The organism is Nonomuraea sp. NPDC049419, assembly GCF_040676995.1.
Classification (GTDB): Bacteria; Actinomycetota; Actinomycetes; order Streptosporangiales; family Streptosporangiaceae; genus Nonomuraea; species Nonomuraea salmonea.
The window spans coordinates 149,882-172,890 of the sequence record NZ_JBFAQB010000021.1; the positions used below are offsets into that span (position 1 = coordinate 149,882).

24 protein-coding genes are annotated in these 23,009 nt (G+C 72.8%); 9 read left to right on the top strand and 15 right to left on the bottom strand.

All coding sequences use genetic code 11. The features are described from left to right. Positions 1 to 28: 28 nt before the first annotated feature. A complete protein-coding gene (locus AB0K12_RS40230; RefSeq protein ID WP_364573037.1) occupies positions 29 to 1,249 on the top strand; it encodes a cytochrome P450 in 1,221 nt (406 codons plus the stop codon). Here AB0K12_RS40230 and AB0K12_RS40235 read toward each other — a convergent pair. Beyond that, positions 1,239 to 1,388, bottom strand: coding sequence for a hypothetical protein (locus AB0K12_RS40235; RefSeq protein ID WP_364573039.1), 150 nt, complete (start codon positions 1,386 to 1,388; stop codon positions 1,239 to 1,241). The genes AB0K12_RS40230 and AB0K12_RS40235 overlap by 11 nt on opposite strands. A gap of 13 nt (positions 1,389 to 1,401) precedes the next feature. Next, positions 1,402 to 1,788 carry a RidA family protein gene (locus tag AB0K12_RS40240; protein WP_364573041.1) on the bottom strand — a complete coding sequence of 129 codons (387 nt, stop codon included), beginning with the start codon at positions 1,786 to 1,788 and terminating at the stop codon, positions 1,402 to 1,404. Between the two features lie 73 nt (positions 1,789 to 1,861). Here AB0K12_RS40240 and AB0K12_RS40245 point away from each other — a divergent pair, with 73 nt between their 5' ends. Then, positions 1,862 to 2,779, top strand: a complete 918-nt coding sequence (locus AB0K12_RS40245) for a LysR family transcriptional regulator (RefSeq protein WP_364573043.1) — start codon at positions 1,862 to 1,864, stop codon at positions 2,777 to 2,779. 110 nt (positions 2,780 to 2,889) lie between these two features. Here AB0K12_RS40245 and AB0K12_RS40250 read toward each other — a convergent pair whose 3' ends face one another. Further along, on the bottom strand, positions 2,890 to 3,627 hold the full coding sequence (locus AB0K12_RS40250) for a response regulator transcription factor (protein WP_364573045.1): 738 nt from the start codon (positions 3,625 to 3,627) through the stop codon (positions 2,890 to 2,892). Further along, positions 3,612 to 4,850 (bottom strand): histidine kinase, encoded by a 1,239-nt coding sequence (locus AB0K12_RS40255; protein WP_364573047.1) that lies wholly within the window; start codon positions 4,848 to 4,850, stop codon positions 3,612 to 3,614. Before AB0K12_RS40255 ends, AB0K12_RS40250 begins: the two co-directional genes overlap by 16 nt. A gap of 183 nt (positions 4,851 to 5,033) precedes the next feature. Here AB0K12_RS40255 and AB0K12_RS40260 point away from each other — a divergent pair, with 183 nt between their 5' ends. Both AB0K12_RS40260 and AB0K12_RS40265 read left to right on the top strand, forming a co-directional pair. Next, positions 5,034 to 5,966 (top strand): ATP-binding cassette domain-containing protein, encoded by a 933-nt coding sequence (locus tag AB0K12_RS40260; RefSeq protein ID WP_364573049.1) that lies wholly within the window; start codon positions 5,034 to 5,036, stop codon positions 5,964 to 5,966. Then, positions 5,963 to 8,221, top strand: coding sequence for an alpha/beta fold hydrolase (locus AB0K12_RS40265; protein WP_364573052.1), 2,259 nt, complete (start codon positions 5,963 to 5,965; stop codon positions 8,219 to 8,221). The genes AB0K12_RS40260 and AB0K12_RS40265 overlap by 4 nt, the downstream gene beginning before the upstream one ends. Before the next feature lie 24 nt (positions 8,222 to 8,245). Here the strand turns inward: AB0K12_RS40265 and AB0K12_RS40270 are convergent, their stop codons facing one another. The 5 genes from AB0K12_RS40270 to trpB form a co-directional block, all read right to left on the bottom strand. Next, on the bottom strand, positions 8,246 to 10,027 hold the full coding sequence (locus tag AB0K12_RS40270; RefSeq protein WP_364573090.1) for an alpha/beta fold hydrolase: 1,782 nt from the start codon (positions 10,025 to 10,027) through the stop codon (positions 8,246 to 8,248). A 95-nt stretch (positions 10,028 to 10,122) separates the two neighbouring features. Beyond that, entirely contained in the window at positions 10,123 to 10,692 is a 570-nt protein-coding gene (locus AB0K12_RS40275; RefSeq protein WP_364573054.1) for a TetR/AcrR family transcriptional regulator, read from the bottom strand. A gap of 62 nt (positions 10,693 to 10,754) precedes the next feature. Next, positions 10,755 to 11,510 carry a GntR family transcriptional regulator gene (locus tag AB0K12_RS40280; RefSeq protein WP_364573056.1) on the bottom strand — a complete coding sequence of 252 codons (756 nt, stop codon included), beginning with the start codon at positions 11,508 to 11,510 and terminating at the stop codon, positions 10,755 to 10,757. A 9-nt stretch (positions 11,511 to 11,519) separates the two neighbouring features. After that, positions 11,520 to 12,311: a tryptophan synthase subunit alpha gene (gene trpA, locus AB0K12_RS40285; RefSeq protein WP_364573058.1), complete on the bottom strand. Its 792-nt coding sequence runs from the start codon at positions 12,309 to 12,311 to the stop codon at positions 11,520 to 11,522. Then, the gene (gene trpB / locus AB0K12_RS40290; RefSeq protein WP_364573092.1) at positions 12,308 to 13,471 is read right to left on the bottom strand and encodes a tryptophan synthase subunit beta; all 1,164 of its coding nucleotides are present in this window, start codon (positions 13,469 to 13,471) and stop codon (positions 12,308 to 12,310) included. The genes trpA and trpB overlap by 4 nt, the downstream gene beginning before the upstream one ends. 232 nt (positions 13,472 to 13,703) lie before the next feature. On the opposite strand from trpB, the gene AB0K12_RS40295 reads away from it, so the two are divergent. Further along, complete coding sequence (locus tag AB0K12_RS40295) at positions 13,704 to 14,585, top strand: oxidoreductase (RefSeq protein WP_364573060.1); 882 nt, start codon at positions 13,704 to 13,706, stop codon at positions 14,583 to 14,585. 105 nt (positions 14,586 to 14,690) lie between these two features. Here the strand turns inward: AB0K12_RS40295 and AB0K12_RS40300 are convergent, their stop codons facing one another. Further along, positions 14,691 to 15,686 (bottom strand): helix-turn-helix domain-containing protein, encoded by a 996-nt coding sequence (locus tag AB0K12_RS40300; RefSeq protein ID WP_364573062.1) that lies wholly within the window; start codon positions 15,684 to 15,686, stop codon positions 14,691 to 14,693. Positions 15,687 to 15,758: 72 nt separating this feature from the next. On the opposite strand from AB0K12_RS40300, the gene AB0K12_RS40305 reads away from it, so the two are divergent. Continuing rightward, on the top strand, positions 15,759 to 16,523 hold the full coding sequence (locus AB0K12_RS40305) for an NAD(P)H-dependent oxidoreductase (protein ID WP_364573064.1): 765 nt from the start codon (positions 15,759 to 15,761) through the stop codon (positions 16,521 to 16,523). Between the two features lie 3 nt (positions 16,524 to 16,526). Here the strand turns inward: AB0K12_RS40305 and AB0K12_RS40310 are convergent, their stop codons facing one another. Then, positions 16,527 to 16,970: a rhodanese-like domain-containing protein gene (locus AB0K12_RS40310; RefSeq protein WP_364573066.1), complete on the bottom strand. Its 444-nt coding sequence runs from the start codon at positions 16,968 to 16,970 to the stop codon at positions 16,527 to 16,529. Positions 16,971 to 17,041: 71 nt separating this feature from the next. On the opposite strand from AB0K12_RS40310, the gene AB0K12_RS40315 reads away from it, so the two are divergent. Continuing rightward, entirely contained in the window at positions 17,042 to 18,016 is a 975-nt protein-coding gene (locus AB0K12_RS40315) for a helix-turn-helix domain-containing protein (RefSeq protein ID WP_364573068.1), read from the top strand. On the opposite strand, the gene AB0K12_RS40320 is transcribed toward AB0K12_RS40315, so the two are convergent. Both AB0K12_RS40320 and AB0K12_RS40325 read right to left on the bottom strand, forming a co-directional pair. After that, the gene (locus AB0K12_RS40320) at positions 17,991 to 18,749 is read right to left on the bottom strand and encodes a MerR family transcriptional regulator (protein ID WP_364573070.1); all 759 of its coding nucleotides are present in this window, start codon (positions 18,747 to 18,749) and stop codon (positions 17,991 to 17,993) included. The two genes, AB0K12_RS40315 and AB0K12_RS40320, sit on opposite strands and share 26 nt — an antisense overlap. A gap of 40 nt (positions 18,750 to 18,789) precedes the next feature. Beyond that, on the bottom strand, positions 18,790 to 19,527 hold the full coding sequence (locus AB0K12_RS40325) for an SDR family oxidoreductase (RefSeq protein WP_364573072.1): 738 nt from the start codon (positions 19,525 to 19,527) through the stop codon (positions 18,790 to 18,792). Positions 19,528 to 19,622: 95 nt separating this feature from the next. On the opposite strand from AB0K12_RS40325, the gene AB0K12_RS40330 reads away from it, so the two are divergent. Both AB0K12_RS40330 and AB0K12_RS40335 read left to right on the top strand, forming a co-directional pair. Further along, positions 19,623 to 20,231 carry a TetR/AcrR family transcriptional regulator gene (locus AB0K12_RS40330; protein WP_364573074.1) on the top strand — a complete coding sequence of 203 codons (609 nt, stop codon included), beginning with the start codon at positions 19,623 to 19,625 and terminating at the stop codon, positions 20,229 to 20,231. Between the two features lie 180 nt (positions 20,232 to 20,411). Further along, positions 20,412 to 21,860 carry an FAD-dependent monooxygenase gene (locus AB0K12_RS40335; protein WP_364573076.1) on the top strand — a complete coding sequence of 483 codons (1,449 nt, stop codon included), beginning with the start codon at positions 20,412 to 20,414 and terminating at the stop codon, positions 21,858 to 21,860. 78 nt (positions 21,861 to 21,938) lie between these two features. Here AB0K12_RS40335 and AB0K12_RS40340 read toward each other — a convergent pair whose 3' ends face one another. Further along, positions 21,939 to 22,415: an SDR family NAD(P)-dependent oxidoreductase gene (locus AB0K12_RS40340; RefSeq protein WP_364573078.1), complete on the bottom strand. Its 477-nt coding sequence runs from the start codon at positions 22,413 to 22,415 to the stop codon at positions 21,939 to 21,941. A 66-nt stretch (positions 22,416 to 22,481) separates the two neighbouring features. Then, entirely contained in the window at positions 22,482 to 22,856 is a 375-nt protein-coding gene (locus tag AB0K12_RS40345) for a DUF5655 domain-containing protein (RefSeq protein ID WP_364573080.1), read from the bottom strand. Positions 22,857 to 23,009 lie beyond the last annotated feature (153 nt).

Genomic DNA, 23,009 nt, shown 5'->3' on the forward strand with positions numbered 1-23,009 from the left:
CGATGGGCCGTGATGAAGGGGGAGAGCCTTGACCATTGACTCCGCTGAGTCCGCTGAGACGCTGCAGACCGCGCGTGGGTGCCCGTTCGCCCCGCCCGAGCAGCACGTGCGGCTGTTGCGCGAGCGGCCCGTCGCCAAGGTCAAGCTGCCCACGGGCCGCGACGCCTGGGTGGCCACCCGCTACGAGGACATCAGGACGGTTCTGAGCGACCCGCGCTTCAGCGCGAACCGCCGCCATCCCGCCGCGCCGCGCCTGGTCAACGACGGCAGCGAGCAGCCCGCGTCCTCGCCGCTGCCGAAGATGATGCTGGAGATGGACCCGCCCGAGCACGGGCCCGTCCGGCGGGCCGTGGTCGGCGAGTTCACGCTGCGGCGCATCGCCGCCATGCGGCCGCGCATCCAGCAGATCGTGGACGAGCACCTGGACGCCATGCTGGCGGGTCCGCGCCCGGCCGATCTCGTGCACGCCGTCGCGCTGCCGGTGCCGTCGCTGGTGATCTGTGAGCTGCTCGGGGTGCCTTACGACGATCACGACTTCTTCCAGACCAACTCCGCGCAGCTGCTCAACCGGCGCGCCAGCGAGCAGGAACGCCAGCACGCCGTGCTGGAGCTGGCTGTCTACCTCGACAAGCTGATCACCGCCAAGGAGCAGCAGCCCACCGACGACCTGCTCGGCCGCCAGATCGTCAAGCAGCGCGAGACCGGCACGGTGGACCACCAGGCGCTCATCAGCCTGGCGTTCCTGCTGCTCATCGGCGGTCACGAGACGACCGCGAACATGATCTCGCTGGGCACGTACCTGCTGCTCGAAGAGCATCCCGAGGCGGCGGACGCGTTGCGCGAGCACCCCGAGAAGGCCGAGCACGCCGTCGAGGAGCTGCTGCGCTACTTCACGATCGCCGAGTTCGCGATGGCGCGGGTCACGCTGGAGGACGTCGAGCTGAGCGGCACCGTGATCCCGGCAGGATCGGGCGTGCTCATGCTGGCCAACGCCGGCAACCGCGACCCCGAGGTGTTCGAGGACCCCGAGCGGTTCGACATCGAGCGCGGCGCCCGCAACCACCTCGCCTTCGGCTACGGCGCCCACCAGTGCCTGGGCCAGAACCTGGCGCGGGTGGAGCTGGAGATCTTCTTCAGCACGCTGTTCCGCCGGGTGCCGACGCTGCGGCTGGCCGTCCCGGCCGAGAAGCTGTCGTTCAAGGAGGAGGCCGCGGTCTACGGCATGCACGAGCTGCCCGTCATCTGGTGACCAGCAGAAACGCGCTCGCGACGCCGCCACCCAGGATCAGCTGCGATCCCAGGGTGGCGGCGACCTCGCGGCGGCGCGTCACCAGCTTCGCGGCGCTGCCGAGCAGAATCGTCAGGGCCGTCGCGGCCGGCAACAGCACGCCGAGGGCATCATCAGCCGGGCCGTCGTGCGTCCACCTCGATCTCGATCTTCATGCGGGGATCGGACAGTCCGCACACCATCATCGTCGCGGCCGGCCGTACGTCGCCGAAGCGGCGGCGCAGCACCGGCCAGCACGGCTCGAAGTCCGCGCGATCGGGCAGCAGGTAGCGGACCCTGACGACGTCGGCGAACGAGCAGCCCGCCTCGGCCAGCGCCCACTCCACGTTGCGCAGGCACTGCTCGGCCTGCTCGACCACGTCGTCGGAGATCGTCATGGTCGCGTAGTCGAACCCGGTCGTCCCGGAGACGTGCACCCGGTCGCCGTCGATCACCGCCCGCGCGTAACCGATCTGCTCTTCGAAGGTGGACCCGCTGAGGATCACGCGTCGTTCCGTCATGAGGCGAAAAGGTAAACAAGCAGCGGCGATATGTCTAATACGTCGTTGAGTTGCCTCTGATATCCCTAGAGGTATGGACCGTCCCGAGCTCAGCCTGCAGCAGCTTCACGCCTTCGCGGTGCTCGCGGAAGAGCTCCACTTCGGGCGCACCGCCGACCGGCTGGGCATCGCGCAACCGCCGCTCAGCCAGCAGATCCGCCGCCTGGAGGCGAAGGTCGGGCACCGGCTGTTCACCAGGGGGCCCGGCACGGTCGCCCTCACCGCCGCCGGGCGTCAGCTCCTGCCCGCCGCCCGGCGCGCGCTCGGCGAGATCACCACGGGCCTGGACGCGGCCCGGCGCATCGGCAGCGGGGAGGCCGGTCTCATCAGGGTCGGCTTCGCCGCCTCGCTCGCGCTGACCGTCCTGCCGGGCCTGCTGCGGGCGTACCGCGACCGGTTTCCGCAGGTGGAGATGGAGATTCGGGAGATGACCTCGGCGCCACAGGTGACCGCGCTGCGCGAGCGGGTGATCGACGTCGGGCTCCTGCGCGAGCCGCCGGACGAGCCCCGCCTCGCGGCCGAGACGATCCTGACCGAGGAGTTCGTCGCGGTCCTGCCCGCCGCCCATCCTCTCGCGGCCCGGCGCGTCCTTCCCCTCGACGCACTCGCCGACGAACCCTTCGTCCTGCTGCCCCGCGCCGCCGGGCCACGCTTCCACGACCGGATCCTGTCGTTGTGCCGCGATGCGGGCTTCGAACCCCGTCTCGGCCAGGAGGCCATCGAGTGGCAGACGGTCTGCGCGCTCGTCGAGGCGGGGCTGGGGGTCTCGCTCGCTCCGGCGAGCATCCGCCGGATACGGCTCGACGGTGTCGCGTACCGCCGCATCGCACCGGACGACGCACGCACCACCGTCGCGGTGGCCTGGCGTCGCGGCGACGACAACCCGCTGGTGGCCCGCTTCCTGGAGGTCGCCGTGCCGCGTTCATCGCCCGGCGGGGAAGAGCCGTCCTGATGCCGGCGGCGCGTCCGAGGCTTGCTCCCCTCGGGAACGCGATCACCACCCGCCCGCCGATACGGCCTCGGCCGGGCGACCGCTGTCGTCCCGCAGCCCCGGCCAGCAGGTCACTGTGGAAGGCGTCGGACGCCGTACGACGCGGCACGGGCTGAATCCCCGGCCTTGGCCGGGGAGCGCGTCAAGCCGGTGGTCGTGGCGGGTGTGGCTTGCAGGTAGGCCAGAACCGCCATGACGCGCCGGTTGTGATCGTCGGACGGAGGAAGACCGAGTTTGGCGAAGATGTTGTTGGTGTGCTTGCCGATCGCCTTGTCGGTGACCTGGAAGCGGGCGGCGATGGCCAGGTTGGACATGCCCTCCGCCATGAGCGCGAGCACCTCACGCTCCCGGAGGGTCAGTGTGGCGAGCGGCTCGTCGCGGCTGCGGCGGGTCAGCAGCTGGGAGACCACCTCCGGGTCCATCGCGGTGCCGCCCCCGGCGACCTGGCGTACCGCGTCGACGAATCTGTCGACGTCGCCCACCCGGTCCTTCAGCAGGTAGCCCACCCCGCCGGAGCGGTCGCACAACAGCTCCCTGGCGTAGAGCTGCTCCACGTACTGCGAGAGGATCAGCACTGGCAGCCCCGGAACCTGGCTGCGCGCCTCCAGCGCCGCGCGCAGCCCCTCGTCGGTGAAGCCGGGCGGTAGCCGCACGTCGATCACGGACACGTCCGGGCGGTGCCGGACCAGGGCCTCCAGCAGCATGGGACCGTTGTCCACGGCCTCCACGACGGTGAAGCCGTTCGCCGACAGCAGGCGGACCAGCCCGTCCCTCAGGAGCGTCAGGTCTTCGGCTATGACAACGCGCACGGGACCTCCATGGTCAGTATGGTAGGGCCGCCTTGAGGGCTGCTCACTGTGAGCGAGCCGTCGAAGGCGGACAGGCGGTCCTCGATGCCACGCAGTCCGGTGCCACCGTCACAACGCGCCATGCCGCACCCGTTGTCGCCCACGGTCATGCGAAGCACGCCGGTGGTGTGCCGCAGCCGCACCCATGCGCGTGAGGCGCCGCTGTGCTTAGCCACGTTGACCAGCGCCTCGGCGACGGCGAAGTAGACAGCGGACTCCACGGGCGGTTGCGGGCGGCCGGGCAGATCGATATCGACCTCGACCGGTATCGGGCACAGCAGCGCGGACGCCTCGATGGCGCCGGCCAGACCTCGGTCGGACAGCACCGGGGGATGGATGCCACGCACCAGGTCACGCAGGTCCGTCAGCGCCTGGCCGGCGACCTCTCGCGCCTCGTCGATCATGCGGGCCATCTCGCCCGGATCACGGGAGCCGCGGGCCAGCCCCAGGTGCATGGAGATGGCGATCAGCTTGGCCTGGGCGCCGTCGTGCAGGTCGCGTTCGATGCGCCGCAGCTCGGCGGCGCGCGCGTCGACCACCGCGGCTCGCGACGCGGTCAGCGCTCGGATCCGCGCGTCCGTCGCGGTGCCACCACTCAGCAGCCGTCGCGCCAGTCGCGCCTGCCCGATGCGGAGCTGGAAGATGGCCATGAGGGCGACCGCCGCGATGGCCACGATGGACAAGCTGAGCGCGAACGTGTTCAGCGTGCCCGTCTGCGTCGGCTGCAGCCGGAACCAGACGTAGTCCAGGGCGGCCAGCATCGCCCACACCGCCGCCACCGGAGCGGGACCCGTGACGGCGTGCACGGCCAGCCAGCCCAGTTCACGCCGCGTGCCGCGCCGGCGCGCCTCCGGCACGGCAGTGGCCCGCCATGGCCGGCCCATTTCACGCCGGTGACCTCCTGCGGCGCCGTCCCTGTCGAGTACTCGGCCCGCCCAGCGGCGCTGGTGGGCGGCCAGATGATGGACGAGAACAAGCCCGAGGCCGAGCGGCGCCCGCCCGAGACCGGCCACCGGCACGAGGGCGGCGCTCACCACCACCAGAGCGAGCACCGCCAGCGCCGCAAGGCCGGTGACCGCGTTCAGCGCCAGCGCCGCCAGGCTGCTCACCCCGTTCCGCGCGTACCCCGCCACAACATTGACGGCCTGTCGCGCCGGCCCGCCGGACGCGGGTCGTATCCCCATCACAAGTGCAGTCTGCCGTGCCGGCGAGGAGAACACGGTGGGGCCGGCCCTACCCCTTGAGGTGGCTGTTTCCCACCCTGGCCGGTGGGCCGACACCTATGGAGGCCGGAGCCCGGGGCCGCGAGGCTGATCCGGCCGATCGGATCGAGCTGATCGGCCTGATCTGGCGGACAAGGATGAGACGTGATCGAAGTGCGAGGGCTGAGCGTGCGATACGGCCGCACGCTCGCCGTGGACGACCTGACCTTCACGGTCAAGCCGGGCCTGGTGACCGGTTTCCTGGGGCCGAACGGAGCAGGCAAGTCCACGACCATGCGAGTCGTACTCGGGCTGGAACTCCCCACCGCGGGTGAGGCGCTGGTGGACGGTCGCCCGTACGCGTCGCTGCGCCGTCCCATGCGCACGTTGGGGGCGCTGCTGGAGGCCGGGGCGGTGCACGGCGGGCGTACGGCCCGCGACCATCTCAGCTGCCTGGCACGCAGCAACGGTATCGGCGTGCAGCGGGTGGCCGCCGTGCTCGACCAGGTCGGCTTGACCGACGTGGCGAACCTGCGGATCGGCAGGTTCTCCTTGGGCATGAAGCAGCGCCTCGGCATCGCGGCGGCGCTGCTCGGCGACCCGGCGGTGCTCATGTTCGACGAGCCACTCAACGGCCTGGACCCGGAGGGCATCCGCTGGATCCGCGACCTGCTGCGCTCGCTCGCGGCCGACGGTCGTACCGTCCTGCTGTCCAGTCATCTGATGAACGAGCTGGCCCTCACCGCCGACCACGTCGTCGTCATCGGGCGCGGCCGGCTGATCGCCGACACGACGACGGACGCACTCGCCGCACGGTTCCAGCGCGATGTCCTGGTCCGCACGGCGCATCCGGATCGGCTGGCGCAGACCCTGCGCGCGCACAGCGCGAGCGTGACCGCAGACGCCCTGGCGCCGGGCGACCTGACGGTGCAAGGCATGGACGCGGCCGAGATCGGCGAGCTGGCCCTGCGGGCGGGCATCGCGCTGCGGGAGCTGACGCCGCGCAGCGCCTCGCTGGAGGAGGCGTTCATGGAGCTGACCGAGGACAGCGTCCAGTACGGCGCCCGCCCCGCCACCGTCTCGGGGGTGCCCCGATGAGGGACGTGATCGCCTCGGAGTGGTACAAGCTTCGCTCGCTCCGCTCCAATGTCTACCTGCTGGCCGTCTCGGTCCTCGCCGTGCTGGTCTGCGCTGGGGTGGCGTACCTGGTGGGCCGGGGGTTCGACCGCCAGACGTTCGAGGAGCGGATGCGCTTCACCAGCAACGGCGCCGGGCTGGGCACCGGGCTGCCGGTCGCCTACTTCGTGCTGGGCACCCTGGGCGCGCTCTCGATCACCTCCGAGCACGCCACAGGGATGATCCGTACGAGCCTGGCGGCGGTGCCGCGGCGGCAGGTGTTCCTGTTCGCGAAGATCCCCGGGCTGGCCGCGGTCACCCTGGTCGCCGGCCAGGTGCTGGCGTTCGCGATGCATCTGGCCGCCCAGGCCGTCCTCGGTGACCGCGCCGGTCAGATACTGCTTGACGGGGGCACCCTCGGCACCCCGCTTTCGGAGCCGGGCGTGCTCGCCACGGTGATCGTCGCCGGGCTGTCCATGACGGCCGCGGCGCTGATCGGGCTCGGGGTGGGGGCGGCGATCCGGTCGACCCCCGGCAGCCTGGTCGCGCTCGTCATGTTCTTCCTGGTGATCCCGATCGTCGCCCAGGCGCTGCCGTCGCCGCTGCGTTCGCAGGTGGGCTCGTACATGATGGAGAATCTGCCTTCGCAGATCGCCGGAGTGGGCGGCGGCCTGCTCCCTTCTGGGGCGGCGGCCGCGCTGCTCGTCGTCTACGTCGCCGCGGCGCTGACGGCGGGCGCGACGGTGACCGCGCTTGAGGGACGCCTCAAGGTGGCGGCCGTTGGAGCGGCCGCCACGCTCCTGGCCGCGCTGGTGGCGGTGCCCGCCACCGCGGACTCGGCCGGCTCCGGCCCGTCCTCGCTGGCTTGGGGACCGTGTACCGACAAGGACGCCCCAAAGGACATGCGGTGTGCCTCCCTCCAGGTGCCCCTCATCTGGACGGAGCCCGCGGCACGGAAGATCACCGTGCCCATCGCGATGCTTCCCGCCTCCGGTGCGGCACGCCGGATCGGCACGGTGTTCGCCATCCCCGGCGGTCCCGGTGTGTCGGGCATCGATGAGCTGGAGCAGTTCCACGCGAGGTTCGCCAAGCTGCGTGACCGCTTCGACGTGGTCAGCTTCGACCCGCGCAACACCGTCGAGCCCGGCGGCGTGCTGCCGTACGAGTGCCTGGCCACCGGCCCTTACATCACCCTGCCGGACACCCGTGCCGAGTACGCCGCACTCGCCCGGACCAACCGCGAACACGCGCAGCGGTGCCGGTCGGCAGACCCGGACTTCTTCGACCACATGGACTCGGCTTCGGTCGCCCGCGACATCGAGGCCGTGCGCACCGCGATGGGCGAGCAGCGGCTGAGCTTCCTCGCCACCTCCTACGGCGGACATCCCGCGCTGGCCTACGCCCGCCTGTTCCCCTCCCGCATCCGCGCCATGGTCATGGACGGCACCGCCGGCCATGTCGAGGAGACGGTGGCCAGGGAACCCTCCATGTATCTGAGGGCGGAGAAGGCACTGGAGCGGTTCGCCGCCTGGTGCCGTTCGGCCACGGCCTGCGCCCTGCACGGGCAGGACGCCGGTGAGGTGTGGCGCCGGCTGGTGGTCGCCGCCGACCGCTCACCCGTACCGGTGCGCAACGACCCGACCAGGGCCGCCTACACCGGGTTCGACCTGAAGGTGGCCGCCGCCCCCAGCTTCACCTCGCCCGGCCCGGAACCGGACGTGCCGCGCTGGGTCGAGCTGGCCGGGGCGATCAAGAAGGCCGCCGAGGGCGACGCCTCCGGATTCGCCGAGTACGTCCGTCGCGCCACCGGCAGCCCCAAGGTCCCCTCACTCGCCGGGCAGAACATGACCCACTGCCTCGACGGCCGGGCATACGAGAGCTACGCGGCCTACCGCAGCGCACTGCGCAGGGCGCAGGAGCTGTCGCCGAACTTCGCGGGGCAGCGGGCGTGGTGGCCGCTGGGCTGCGCCGGCTGGCCCGCTCCCGTCACCAACCCGCCGGCGCCGCTGCCCACCAGCGGTCTGGTGCCCTTCCTCGGAGTCGGCAGCTGGACCGACCACGACGAGGTCGCCGGCGTCATCCGCCACGTGCCGGGCTCCTCAAGCGTCCGCTACGACGGACATGGCCACGCGCTCTACGTCTACGGCAAGGGCGGCTGCGTCACCGCTCACGTCAACCGCTACTTCACCAGCTTGAGGCTCCCGCCCCCGGGCACCACCTGCCAGGCCACCGCATGACGACCGGCCGCACTCCCAGGTCGATCAGCCGGCGCTCCGGCAGCCCACCTTGGCTTCGAGGTGGGTGGCGAGCGCCGCGGGGTGGGTGAGCTGCGGGAAGTGGCCGGCGCCGTCGATCGTGGTCACGGGGACGTCCACCGCGACGGTCAGCGGGTCGGCCGAGCCGACCACGATCTCCACGGGCACGTCGATGCGTTCCAGGAGCCGGCGGAGCTCGTCGCGACGGCCGTGGGCGCCACGCAGGGCGGCGACGAGGGCGCGGGCGCGGCCGGGACGTGCCAGGTCGGCCGTGCGGCCCACCGGGACGTCCAGCGTTTCGGCCAGGCGGGCGGGCGGCAGACGGCGCAGCAGCGGCACCGCCGCCCACGTCCGCAGCAGCCGGGGGGCGGGGTTCTGGAGGAACGCGGGAGCCACCAGCACCAGGCGGGAGATCGCGCCGGGGTGGGCGGCGGCGTAGCGCAGCGCGGGGCCACCCGCGAACGAGTGCGCCGTCAGCACCGGCCGCGTCGTCACCGGCTCGAGCAATCCGGCCACCCACCCGTCCAGCGTCCCCGTTCCGGCCGGCCCTGATCTGCCGTGGCCTGGCAGGTCGGCGGTCAGGGTGGAGGCGTGGAGCCGGTCGACGGTCGGCGTCCAGGAGTCGGCGTCCAAGGGCAGGCCGTGGAGCAGGACGTGGCCGGGCTGCTCCCGGTCGCCGCTCAGCCAGGTGCGCACGCCGGCCACGTCCTGGTACCCGCAGCGGCCGGTGGGCGTGGAGGCGGTGCCGAAGCGGGCCGCCACCAGGGCGTCGGCCCAGGTCGTGAGCACGGTCTCGGTGGGTGGCTGGCTGAGGCCGGCCTTTTCGGCGAAGGCCCGCGCGGGCGCGGTGTCGTAGCGGTCGGCCGACAGGAACGACAGCGTCTCGGGGTCCACGCCGGTCAGCGCCCGGGGGAGGCGGCGCAGCAGGCCGACCGGGATCGAGCGCCGGGGCGCTCGCACGCCCATGTGGCGGGCCAGCAGCGCGATGAGGTCCGGCAGGACGGGGGTGCGGTCGTCGAGGATCCAGTACGCCCGGCCGGCCGTCTCCTCGTGCTCGGGCAGCCGGGTCATGAACGCCGCGAGGTAGCCGACGTCCACGACCGGCACGAACACCTCGCGTCCGCCGGGCAGGGCGGGCAGGCGGCCGTGCCACAGGTCCGACACCAGCGACGCCAGCCCGACGTACTGGCCGGGCCCGATGGCGGTGGAGGGGTTGGCGATGGTGAGCGGGATGCCGCGCTCGCGGGCGCGGGCCCGCACCGCCGCGTCCCCCTCCTTCTTCGACGCCTCGTACGCCCCCAGCCGCCGGTAGTCGGCCGCTGTGCCGTCCGCAGTGTCGTCCGCAGGGCCGTCCGCAGGGCCGTCCGCGCTGACGCGGTACCCGCTGACGTGCACGACGCGCCGCAGCCCCGGCAGTTCGGCGGCCCAGTCGAGGACGTTGAGCGCGCCGGTCACGTTCGCCGCCCGAGCCTCGGCGACGCTCAGCCCGAACGCGAAGCGGGCCGCGCAGTTGTAGACGTCGCGCACGCCGTCCAGGCCGGTGGGCGGCAGGCCGAGGCCGGTACGGGTGATGTCGGCGCGGACGACGCTCAGCCCGCCCAGCGGCACGTCCTGACTGGCCAGCCAGGAGGTGAGCCGGTCGGCATCGCCGCGCACAGTGGCGGCGACCCGCCGGCCGCAGCGCAGCAGCTCAGCGACCACGGATCGGCCGATGAAGCCGCCCGCACCAAAGACGATCGAGTCCGGCGAGCCGCCGGACGGATCAAGGGGGCTGGCAGTGCTGGGCAGGTCAAAGGACCCGAAAGAGCCGGGCTGGGCGAAGGGGCCGGACGGACCAGGTTGGCCGAGCGAGCCGGGGGAGTCGGAGGGCACGGGGGTTCTCCTCAGGGGGTGGTGAGCAGGAGGGTGGCGCGGCGGGCTGCGGCGTCGAGGGGGCGGCGGTCGCGGCGGGCTCTGGCCAGCAGCAGCGCGCCCTCGATCAGGGCGAGCACGGTCGTGGCGGTGTCGTCGGCGTCGGGGTGGCCGTCGGCGGCGAGCCGGTCGGCCAGGATGCGCTCCCAGGAGGCGTAGACCTCGGCGCACACCTGCTGGAGCACGTCATGAGTGGCCGCCAGCTCCAGCGCGACGGTGGCGACCGGGCAGCCCTTACGCCACCCGGACACCTCCAGCCGGTCACCGAGCAGCGTGATCATGCCGGTGAGCAGGGCCGTCGTGTCGGGCGCCGTGGCGGCGAGCCCGTCGACGGCGGCGGCGATCTCCCGCCCGGCCCGCCGCAGCGCCTCGGCGACCAGCTCGTCCTTGCCACCGGGAAAGTGGAAGTAGAGCGAGCCCCGGGGCATCCCGCTGGCCGCGATCACCTGGTTGAGCCCGGCGCCGAAGTAGCCGCCTGCTTCGATCAGCTGCTGGGTGGTGTCGAGCAACCGCCCGCGCGTCTGCGCGCCTTTACGTCCCACGCCGAAAAAGTAGACCGGTCTGCATATTCTGGCAACCCGGCAAGCCGACGCAGGAGCGAAGGTCAGGTGGTGGCGCCCCACGTGAGGGACAGACCGGTGGCGGCGCGTTCGGTGCGGATCTCCATCATGCTGCCCAGGATCGTGGCGTGGTCGGACACCACCGGCGTGGCGTCGAGCGTCGCGGTGACGCGGGTGCTGACCAGCACCGGGCTGCCCTCCGGCTCCAGCAGGTGGCGGGCGGCCGCGGCGTCGAGCAGGCCGGGCCGCACCACCTCCGATGCGCGGGCGACCGCCACGCCCGCGTCGGCGAGCGCGGTGTAGAGGGAGACCTCGGTGAAGTCGCGGTCGCGGACGTGGTCGGCCATCGGCCGGCGAACCCAGGAGACCTGGTGGACGGCCGGGCGGCCGGCGAACTCGCGGACCCGCTCGAGCCGCAGCGCGCTCTCGCCGGGCGGCAGCCGCAGCTCGGCGGCGATCCTGGCGGGAGCGCGGCGCACCGCCCGGCCCACGACGACGGTGCGTACGTCGTGGCCCTGCTTGCGCAGGTCGTCGGCCAGGCTGCGGAGCGAGTCGAGCTGGTACGCCAGATGCGGCGGCGCGACGAACGTGCCCTTGCCAGGCCGCTGCACGATCAGCCGCTCGTCGCTGAGCTGCCGCAACGCCTGGCGCAACGTCATCAGGGTGACCCCGTAGGAGGCGCTCAGCTCGCGCTGCGGCGGCAGCGCCTCGCCAGGGGCGTAGTGGCCGGACCGGATCTTCGCGGCGAGGTCGGCGGCGATGGCGCGGTATCTCGCCTCGTGCCCGGCTTCGGCGGTCATCGTGGTGCATCACTCCTGGTCGAGGGCCTCCCGCAGGCTCGTGACGAAGGCCCGCAGGTCATCCGGCCCCGCACCGTCGAGCACCCGCCGCATGACGGCCGCGCCGACCACCACGCCGTCGGCGTGCCGGCGGGCCTCGCGGGCCTGGTCCGGGGTGGAGATGCCGAATCCTAGCAAGACCGGCAGGTCGGTGACCCGCCTGAGCCGCGCGGCGAGCCGCTCCGCCGAGTCGGCGAGCGCGGCCCGCTCGCCGGTGGTGCCCATGACCGACACGGCGTAGACGAAGCCGCGACTGCGGGCGCCGATCTGCGCCAGCCTCGGCTCGGGCGTGGTGGGCGAGGCGAGCAGGGCGGGCTCGATGCCGGTCGCCCTGGCAACGTCGGTCAGCTCGTCCGCCTCGTGCACCGGCAGGTCGGGCACGATCAGGCCGGTGACACCCGCCTGGCGCAGCGCGGCGCAGAACGGCTCGGGGCCGGCGTTCAGCACCAGGTTGTAGTAGGTGCTGACGACCAGGGGCACGCCCACGTCGGGCATCGCGGCGAGGATGTCGCGGGTGTTCGCGCCTCTGGCCAGGGCGGCCTGGCTCGCCTGCTGGATAGTGGGGCCGTCCAGCGTGGGGTCGGAGAAGGGCAGGCCGACCTCGATCGCGTCCGCCCCTGCTTCGGCGAAGGCGTGCAGGTAGCCGGTCCAGTCAGGTGTGATGCCGGCGGTGACGTACGGCATGAGCAGGCCGCGGCCGGCGTCACGGGCGGCCCGCAGGTGGCGTTCGACCGCTCCCGCGAGCAGGACGGAGTCGTTCACAGCAGCTCCTTCAACGTCGCCATGTCCTTGTCGCCGCGCCCGGACAGCGTCATCAGCACCGTCGATCCGGCCGGCAGGTCGCCGCCGGCGGCCGCGCGGATGATCCAGGCGAGGGCGTGCGCCGATTCGAGCGCGGGCAGGATGCCCTCGGTGCGCGCCAGCCGTACGGCGGCAGCGACCGCCTCCTCGTCGGTCACCGTGACGTAGCGGGCCCTGCCCAGGTCGCGCAGGTGGGCGTGCTCGGGGCCGACGCCGGGGTAGTCGAGCCCGGCGGCGATGGAGTGCGCCTCGGTGATCTGCCCGTCGCCGTCCTGGAGGAACAGCGAGCGGGCGCCGTGCAGCACGCCGAGCCGGCCGCGCGCGGCTCCCGCGCCGCCCTCGGCCTCGACGCCGACCAGCCGGGCCGAGGTGTCGGCGAACCCGGCGAACGTGCCGGCCGCGTTGGAGCCGCCGCCGACGCAGGCCACCACGTGCTCGGGGACGCCGGTGGGCAGCGCGGCGGCGCACTGGGCGCGCGCCTCGTCGCCGATGACCCGCTGCAGCTCCCTGACCAGATACGGGTACGGGTCGGGGCCGACGACCGAGCCGATGCAGTAGTGGGAGTCGCCTGTCGTGCCGACCCAGTGGCGCATGGCCTCGCTGGTGGCGTCCTTGAGCGTACGGCTGCCCGTGGTCACCGGCACCACCTCGGCGCCGAGGACGCGCATGCGGAAGACGTTCAGCTCCTGGCGTTCGATGTCACGGGCGCCCATGAACACCGTCGCGCGCAGCCCGAGCAGCGCGGCGGCGGTGGCGGCGGCCACGCCGTGCTGGCCCGCGCCGGTTTCGGCGATCAGCCTGGTCTTGCCCATGCGGGTGGCCAGCAGCGCCTGGCCGAGCACGTTGTTGATCTTGTGGGAGCCGGTGTGGGTGAGGTCCTCTCGTTTGAGGTAGAGCCGTACGCCCAGCTCGTCCGACAGGCGGGCGGCGGGGGTGAGCGGGGTGGGGCGGCCTGCGTGCACGGCCAGCAGTGTGGCCAGGGCGGTGCGGAAGCCGGGGTCGGCCCAGGCGGCGCGGAACGCCTCGTCCACCTCGCGGCAGGCCTCCACCAGGGACTCCGGGGCGTACCTGCCGCCGTACGCGCCGAACCTGCCCCGTTCCTGGGGCTCGTTCATCGTCATGTCGGGCGGGGCCGGGTCTCTCCAAGGCAGCACGTCGTCCATGCCGAACTCCTTTCGTTATAGAACTCCTCTAAGAGTTCTATAACAGTGAGTGTGGCATGGAACCCCGGAGGCGCGCCACCGGCCCCTGGGGGACTGGTATGCTGATCAAGCACCTGTGAGCCTCCTCGTCCGCCGCGAGGAGGCTTTTTTGTGCCCGGAACCGGGCGAACCCTCTCTGATGGAGATTGAGATGAGTGCAACGTGGCGGCTCGGCGACCTGACCGTGAACAGGATCGGTTTCGGCGCGATGCGCCTGGCCGGACGGGTCGCCTTCGGGTCCGACCAGCGCGGGCGTGACCGGGCGATCGCGGTGCTGCGGCGGGCCGTCGAGCTCGGCGTGAACCACATCGACACCGCGGCCTTCTACTTCACCGGCGACCTGGCGGCCAACGACCTGATCAGGGAAGCCTTGGCCCCGTACCCGGACGATCTCGTCATCACCACCAAGGTCTGGCCGGCCCGCCACCCGGACGGCGAGTGGTGGTGGGCCACGCCCGAGCAGCTGCGCGGCCAGGTGGAGGACAACCTGCGGGCGCTCGGCCGCGACCGGCTCGACGTGGTGAACCTGCGCGTACCTCCGAGCGGGCGGGACGGCTCGATCGCCGAGCACTTCGGCGCGCTGGCCGGGCTGCGCGAGGCCGGGCTCATCCGGCACCTGGGCGTCTCCAACGTCACGGCGGAGCAGCTCGCCGAGGCGCAGGCGATCGCGCCGGTGGTGTGCGTGCAGAACGCCTTCGGCGTCGGCGCCCCCGCCCAGGAACGCGAGCTGCTGCGCGGCTGCGGCGAGCAGGGCATCGCGTACGTGCCGTTCTTCGCCATCGCCGGCGCCGGCCGCGAGTCGGGGACGGGGACGGGCGAGCACGAGGCCGTGGAGGAGGTCGTGAAGGAGGTCGCCCGCGCCCACGGCGCGTCACCCGCCCAGGTCCGCCTGGCCTGGACGCTCGCCCAGGGCCCGCACGTCCTCGCCATCCCCGGCACCGGCGACCTCGACCACCTGGCCGAGAACGTGGCGGCCGGCGCCCTGCGCCTCAGCGCCGACGACCTCACCCGCCTGAACGGCCTCAGCGGCTAGGGACCAGAGCGCCCTCCGCACGCGAGCCCGCAGGGGCGGGTCCTGGCTCGAACGGGTCGGCGAGTAACCCCGGGCCCGCGCTGGCGGGCTCGCCGTGGCCACCGGTCAGGGGCCGCGGAACGTGGCGCGGTAGGCGGTGGGGGAGACGCCCAGCTCGGCCTTCATGTGCAGGCGCAGTGAGCCGGCGGTGCCGAAGCCCGCGGCGACGGCGATCTCGTCGACGGGCAGGTCGGTGCGTTCCAGCAGCGAGCAGGCCCGCTCGACGCGCTGCCGGGTGAGCCACCGGCCCGGCGAGGTGCCGATCTCGTCGCGGAAGCGCCGGGTGAAGGTGCGCGTGCTCGTCGCCTCCTGGGCGGCCAGCTCGCGCAGCGTGATGGGCCGGTGCAGGTTGGTCAGCGCCCAGCGGCGCGCCCTGCCGGTCGAGGAGATCTTCGGGTCCGGCATCGGCCGCCGCACGTACTGCGCCTGCCCGCCCTCGCGGTGCGGCGGGACGACGGAGCCGCGCGCCACGTCGTTGGCGACGGCCGCGCCATGGTCGGTGCGGATGATGTGCAGGCACAGGTCGACGCCCGACGCCCCGCCCGCCGAGGTGAGGACACCGCCGTCGTCGGTGTAGAGCACGTCCGGGTCGACGACGACGTCGGGGAAGCGCTCGCGAAACCGGGCGGACGAGCGCCAGTGCGTGGTCGCCCGCCGCCCGGCCAGCAGGCCGGCCGCAGCGAGCACGAACGCACCCGTGCAGATGGCGGCGACGCGGGTGCCGGGCCGGATCCGCGCCAGCGCGGCGACGATCGCGGGGGCGAGCGGCTCGTCCGGGCGCTCGAAGTCGTCCTGCTCGAAGTCGTTCAGGGAGGCCGGCACGACGACGGTGCCGGCCTCGGCCAGCGCTTCGAGGCCGTGCGCGACGGTGAGGGTGAAGTCTCCGTCGGTACGCAGCTCGCCGGGCTCGGCCGCGCAGGTCACGACCTCGTACAGCGCGGCGCCTTCGGCCGAGCGCGCCTGGCCGAAGAGCCGGTGCACGATGCCGAGCTCGAAGGAGAGCGCCCGGTCACGGGCCAGCACGGCCACCCGGTGCCGCCCGTCACCGGAGAAAACGGACATGGCCCGATCTTCGCACATGTTGTCCATCAGGCCAGTCGTGCGGGCGGGCGCCGCACGACCAGCATGGACGCCATGAACGTCCTCTGGATCCTCGCCCACCCCGAACCGCGCTCGCTCAACGGCCACCTCGCCGCGGAGGGGCAGCGCGCGCTCCGCGCGGAAGGCCACCGCGTCGAGGTGTCCGACCTGTACGCGATGGGGTGGAACCCCGTCGTCGACCCCGCCGGCTACGCCCACGACCCGGCCGATCGGTTCCAGGTCGCCGCCGCCGCGAAGCAGGCGTACGAGAGCGGCGGCCTGAGCCCCGACATCCGTGCCGAGCAGGAGAAGATCGACCGGGCCGACACCCTCGTGGTCCAGTTCCCGATGTGGTGGTTCGGGATGCCCGCCATCCTCAAGGGCTGGTTCGACCGGGTCTGGCACCAGGGCTACGCGTACGGGCTGCGCGGCCCGGACGGCGAGTGGATGGGCTACGGCGACGGTTTCCTCGCGGGCAAGCGCGCGATGGCGGTGGTGACCATGGGCGGTCCCGGCTGGTTCTACGGCGCGCGGGGCATCCACGGCGCCGTGGACGAGCTGCTGTTCCCCCTGCAGCACGGCACCCTGTTCTACGCGGGCGCGCAGGTGCTGCCCCCGGTGCTGATCTTCGGCGCCGACCGGTTCACGCCCGGCGAGGGCAGGACGGCGGCCAAGGAGCTGACCGGACGCCTGCTCGCCATCCCGGAGACCGAGCCGATCCCGTACCGGACGCGGAACGGCGGCGACTACGACGGGAACCTCGTGCTCCGGCCGGACGTGGCCCCCGACCTGACCGGGCTGCGGGCGCACACGGCATGACCCTCAGCAGTCGCACGTCACGGTCAGCTCATCCCCCTGACGTCGCCTGTCCCCGGCGCGGGTGCGGACAGGAAGGCCCTCGCGCACCCAATACTCATAGCCGCCGATCATTTCCTTGACCGGGTAGCCGAGCCTGGCGAACTCCAGCGCCGCCCTGGTGGAGCCGTTGCAGCCAGGGCCCCAGCAGTAGGTGACGACGACGGCTCCGGCGGGGATCTCGCGTGCGGCCCTGGCCGCGATCTGCCGGGTCGGCAGGTGGATCGCGCCAGGCACGTGGCCCTGCTCCCAGGCGTCGGCGCCGCGGGTGTCCACCACCACGAGGCCGGGCACGCCCGCCTCCAGGTCCTGGTGGACGTCGCTGACGTCGGTCTCGAAGGACAGCTTCGCGGCGAAGTGGGCGGCGGCCCACTCGGCGGGCGCGGGCGATGAGGAGAGTACGAAGGACATGCGGAAATCCTCGGCCCAAGCCTGTCCACCCGGCCAGTGGCGTCAGTGACGATGCCCGCTAACATTCCGCCATGCCGCGACCCGCGCCGACCGTCTCGGTGCTCGCCTACGACGGGATGTCGGTCTTCGAGCTGGGCATCGTCACCGAGGTGTTCGGCCTGCCCAGGCCGGAGTTCGACGTCCCGTGGTACGACCTGACCGTCTGCGCAGAGACGCCCGGCCCCGTACGCGTCGTCGGCGGGGCCAGCCTGCACACGCCCCACGGCCTCGACGCCTTCGCCGCCGCAGAGACCGTCATCGTGCCGGGCGTGCCCGACGTCACCGCCGACCCCTCACCTGAGCTGGTCGCCGCGCTGCGCCGGGCCCGCCACCGGGGCGCGCGGATCATGTCGATCTGCTCGGGAGCGTTCGCGCTGGCCGGCGCGGGCCTGCTGGACGGCCGCCGCGCCACCACTCATTGGCGCTACGCCGACCGCTTCCGGCAGCGCCACCCTGCGGTGGACCTCGACCCCGACGTCCTCTACACCGACGACGGGCCGCTGCTCACCAGCGCCGGCAGCGCCGCCGGGCTCGACCTGTGCCTGCACGTCGTGCGCGGCGACTACGGCCCCGCGATCGCCAACGCGGTCGCCAGGCGGCTGGTGATCCAGCCGCACCGCGACGGAGGGCAGGCGCAGTTCATCGAGGCCCCGCTGCCCGCCGACCCGGCCGACGACCGCATCGCCCGCAGCATCGCGTGGGCCCTGGCGCACCTCGGCGAGGCGATCACCGTCGAGCGGCTGGCCGGGCAGGCCCACATGTCCGCCCGCACCTACTTGCGGCACTTCGCCCGCGCCACCGGCACCACCCCGATCCGGTGGCTGATCCAGCAGCGCGTCCAGGCGAGCCTCGCCCTCCTGGAGACGACGGCCACGCCGATCGAGAGGGTCGCCAGGGCGGTGGGCTTCGACACGGCCGTCACCTACCGCCACCACTTCGCCGCCATCATGCGCACGTCGCCGTCGGCGTACCGGAGCGCCTTCAGCGGGGCAGGCGGTCGCCGATGAGGCGGATGGCACGGCGGACCACCTCCGCCTGGGCCGGGGCCAGGCCGTCCAGGAACGGCTCCACCGCGTCGGCGCGCCAGCCGTCCTGCGTCTGGCCGGCCAGCACATGGTCCAGGCTGAACGCGGCCAGCTCCTCGGCCATCGGCCCCACCCGAGGATCGTCGGGCTCCGCGCCGGCCAGCTCGTCCAGCCTGCGGTAGAAGTCGTGGCCCTGCGCCGTCAGCTCGGGGTCGGCGGCCAGCGCGTCGAGCACGGTGAACGCCCGCCCGTCCGGCGTCTTGGAGGCGCTGTCGACCAGCACCAGCAGGTCGCGGTCCCAGGCCGCCGACGCCGAGGCCGGCACGTCGATGACCTTGAGGAACGACACCAGGTCGGGGGACGCGGTGTCGTCCGGGCCGAGCGTGCCGTCCTCGGCGCGGCGCAGCACCTCCGCCAGCCTGGCCCGCCGCAGGCGGATGTCGCGTTCCTGCGCGGCCAGGTCGGCGTCGATCTCGGCGAGGATCTCGGGCAGCTCCCTGGAGCGCTCCCCGGCCATGACGTCGCGGATCTCGTCGAGGGTGAGCCCGAGCCCCACCAGCCGGCGTACGCGGGCCAGGGCGATGGCGTCGCGCATGCCGTACTCGCGGTAGCCGTTGGCCAGGCGCGGCGGCTCCGGCAGGACGTTCTGGTGGTGGTAATGGCGCACGGTCCGGGTGGACACCCCGAGCAGCGCGGCCAGCTCTCCGATCCGCATGCCCCCTAGTTAAGACGTCGACGCCGCGTCAAGGTCAAGCTCAGATCTGGTTGAGGCCGCCGTCGACGTACAGGTTGGAACCGGTGACGAAGCTGCTCTGCCCGCTGGCCAGGAAGAGCACGGCGGCGGCGACCTCGTCCGGGCTGCCGAGCCGGCCGAGCGGCACCTGCGCCGCCATGTTCCGCTCGAACGCCTCCGGGTCGTCGGTCAGCCCCGACAGGCCCGGCGTGAGGGTCGGGCCCGGCGTGACGGTGTTGACCCGGATGCCGCGCTCCTTCAGCTCGTTGGCCCAGGTGCGGGCGAAGGAGCGGGTGGCGGCCTTGCTGGCCGCGTACGCGCCGAACGCCGCCGCGCCCGAGTCCGCGTTCGTCGAGCCGTTCAGGATCACCGAGGCGCCGTCGTTGAGCACGGGCAGCGCCTTGCGCACGGTGAACAGCATGCCCCGGACGTTGATGCCGAAGATGTGGTCGAAATGCTCCTCCGTGGTCTGCTCAAGCGTGACGAACTCGGCCACCGACGCGTTGGCGAACAGCACGTCCAGCCCGCGTCCCCGCGCGCGGACCGCCTCGTAGAGCCGGTCAAGGTCGGCCGGGTTCGCGATGTCGCCGGCCACTCCGGTGGCGTCGCCGATCTCGGCGACGGCGGCGTCAAGCTCGGCCTTGCGCCGGCCGGTGACGAACACGTGGGCGCCCTCGGCCGCCATCCGGATGGCGGTGGCCCGTCCGATGCCGGTGCTGCCGCCGGTGACGAGCGCGGTCTTGCCTTCAAGCAGTCTCATGTCCATGACCTCCTCAAATTTCCGCATCGATCGATACGGAACTCGAACGGTAGCACTTCTGAAGTGATCGATACAAAAGGGAGTAGACTGGTCGCGTGGAGACCAGGCAGAGCGGACCCATCGGCCGGCCGCGCGCGTTCGACGCCGACGAAGCACTCGAGCGAGCCATGCTCGTGTTCTGGGAGCACGGCTACGAGGGAGCCAGCCTCAGCAGGCTGACGGAGGCGATGGGCATCTCCACCACCAGCATGTACGCCGCCTTCGGCAACAAGGAGGAGCTGTTCCGCAAGGCGCTGGAGCGCTACACCGAGGGCCCCGGCGGCTACCTGACCCGCGCGCTGGAGGAGCCGACCGCGCTCGGCGTCGCCACCTCGATCCTGGCCGGCACCGTCCGCACCACCACCCGCTCCGCCGGCCCGCCGGGCTGCCTCGGCGTCCAGGGCGCCCTGGCGGCGAGCGACTCGGGGCGCGAGGTGCGCGAGCTGCTGGTCGCCTGGCGCGAGGACGGCTGCTGCCGCGTGCGCGACCGGTTCCAGCGCGCCGTCGAGGAGGGCGACCTGCCACCGGAGACCGATGTCACGGTGCTCGCCCGCTATGTCACGACCCTGGCCTTCGGCATCGCCGTGCAGGCCGCGAGCGGCGTCGGCCGCGACGAGCTGCAGGCGATGGCCGACGCCGCGCTGCGCACCTGGCCGCTGCCGTGAAAACCGTTGGACGGGCCGGCGGCCTGGCTTGTAGCGTGCCGGTGACCGTGACCCGGCCGGAGGAGGTGAGACCCATGCACGCTGCAGCGACGTGGGCGCTCCGCCCTCCCGCCACGGTCAGGCGGCCGACGTAGGTGCCGCCGGGAGCGCCGCCAAAGGCACTCCCGAAAGGCACCACACATGCACACTTCCCCCTACGACGTCGTCATCGCCGGCTGCGGGCCCACCGGCGCGATGCTGGCCGCCGAGCTGCGGCTGCACGACGTACGGGTCCTCGTCCTGGAGCAGGACACCGAGCCCGGGTCGATGGTCCGCGTCGTCGGCCTGCACATCCGCAGCCTGGAGCTGATGGCCATGCGGGGCCTGCTCGACCGGCTGCTCCCGCACGGCCGGCGCCGCCCGGCGGCCGGCTTCTTCGCCGCCATCCCCGCGCCCCCGCCCGAGGGCCTCGACTCCCCGTACGCCTACCTGCTCGGCATCCCGCAACCGGTCATCAACCGCCTGCTGGAGGAGCACGCCGTCGCACTGGGCGCCCACGTCAGGCACGGTCACGCGGTGACCGGATTCGAGCAGGACGACGACGGCGTGAGCGTCGAGTTGTCCGGCGGCGAGCGGGTGCGCTCGCGCTACCTCGTCGGCTGTGACGGGGCGCGCAGCACCGTACGCAAGCGGCTCGGCGTCGCCTTCCCCGGCGAGCCCTCGCGCAACGACACGCTCATGGGCGAGATGGAGGCCGGCGTGCCGCAGGAGGAGATCGCCGCCACGGTCGCCGCGGTCGCCGGGTCCCACCGGCCCTTCTGGATCAGGCCCTTCGGCGAGGGCGCGACGTACAGCGTCGTCGTCCCTGCGGCGGACGTCAGTGACCGTACGGAACCGCCCACGCTCGACGACTTCCGGCGGCGGCTGCGCGCCGTCGCGGGCACCGACTTCGGTGTGCACGCGCCGCGCTGGTTGTCCCGCTTCGGCGACGCCACCCGCCTCGCCGACCGCTACCGGGTGGGGCGGGTCCTGCTGGCCGGGGACGCGGCGCACATCCATCCGCCGTTCGGCGGGCAGGGACTCAACCTGGGCGTCCAGGACGCGGTCAACCTCGGCTGGAAGCTCGCGGCGCAGATCCGCGGCTGGGCGCCGGACACGCTCCTCGACACCTACCACGCCGAACGCCACCCGGTGGCCGCCGACGTGCTGGACAACACCCGCGCCCAGGCGGAGCTGGCCTCCCCAGAGCCGGGCCCGCGCGCGGTGCGGCGGCTGCTCGCCGAGCTGGTGGCCTTCGACGAGGTCAACCGTCACCTCATCGAGAAGATCACCGGCCTCGCCGTCCGCTACGACTTCGGCCCCGGCCCCGACCTGCTCGGCCGCCGCCTGCCCGACCTGGAGCTGAAGCGGGGCCGCCTCTACCCCCTGCTGCATCAGGGCCGCGGCCTGCTGCTCGACCGTACAGAACGCCTCACCACCGGCCCCTGGTCGGATCGGGTCGATCAGCTCACGGATCCCGGGGCGGCGCTGGACGCCCCGGGAGTCCTGCTCCGCCCGGACGGCCACGTCGCCTGGATCGGCGACGACCAGCGGGACCTGGACGACTGCCTCGCGCGCTGGTTCGGCGCGCCCGGCCGGGACGCCGGGTGACCTCCTGCAGCACCCCGCCGTCGCCGTCCGGGTGGCTGAACGACAGGGACGAGCCGTAGGGCCGGCCGGCGAAACCGGTCAGGCGCCGACCGGCTGGGACAGGGCGGCCTTAGCGTTCCTGCTGCGCTCGTCGGCCAGCACCTCGGCGCGGCCGGCGAGCAGGGCGTCCATGGTCTGCTCCGCCACGCTCTCGGGGGGGATCTTCGGGGCGTCGACCCAGGCGGCCATCTCCGTCTCCACGAAGCCCGCGTGCACCCCGACGACCAGCGTGCCCTCCAGCAGCCGGGTGCCCGAGTCGCCGACTCCCGCGTTGCTGATGAGGATCGTGACGTCGCCCGCCGCGGCGGCGGCCGCCCTGATGCTCTCCTCGTCGGTGACGTCAAGGCGCAGGGGGACGACGTCGCTGTCCCGCACACCGGCCGGGTCGCGGACGCCGGCGTACACCTTCGCCGCGCCGTGCTCCAGGAGCGCGCGGGCGAAGGCGCGGCCGATCCCGCGGTTGCCGCCCGTCACGAGCGCGACCGATCCCTTGATGTCATGGTGTTCTCCGTCCACGAGCTGAGTTGCAAACCGCAACTCAGATGAGGGCGGGAACGCTTCCCTTGCCGCAGGTGACTTGCCTCACGTGAGCAGGTGGCGCCCCTGCCCCACGTCGTACGCCTCCCGCAGCCACCCGGCGAACTCATCGTCCAGCTGCTCGGGCCCGGTGATGCGGAAGGCGTGGACGAACAGGCGTTTGGTGTACGGCGACACGCTGGTGAAACGCGGGTCCTCGACGACGCGCTGCAGGTCCATGTAGCCACGCAGCCCCCGGGCGTCGGGACGGGCACCGGCGAAGCCGCGGCGGGCGCCCTTGAGGGTGATCATGCTCTTGGAGACGGCGTAGGTGAAGGGCCCGAAGCCCCGCGCGAGGTCGATGAAGCGGTGATATAAGGCCACGAACTCGTCGGGCTTGCCGGCCAGGTGATCGTCGATCGTCCACGTGGAATCGCTCATGATTCACTTTTACCCACCCTGCTCCGGCCGGGGCGCGCCCCGGCCGGAGCGGACGGCGGGATGCTCCTATGGATGTCAAGCGGCATGTTCTTGATCGTTTGATGTGATGATTCGGTGGAGTTCTCGAGCGACGTAGCGCTTCAGGCAGCGGAT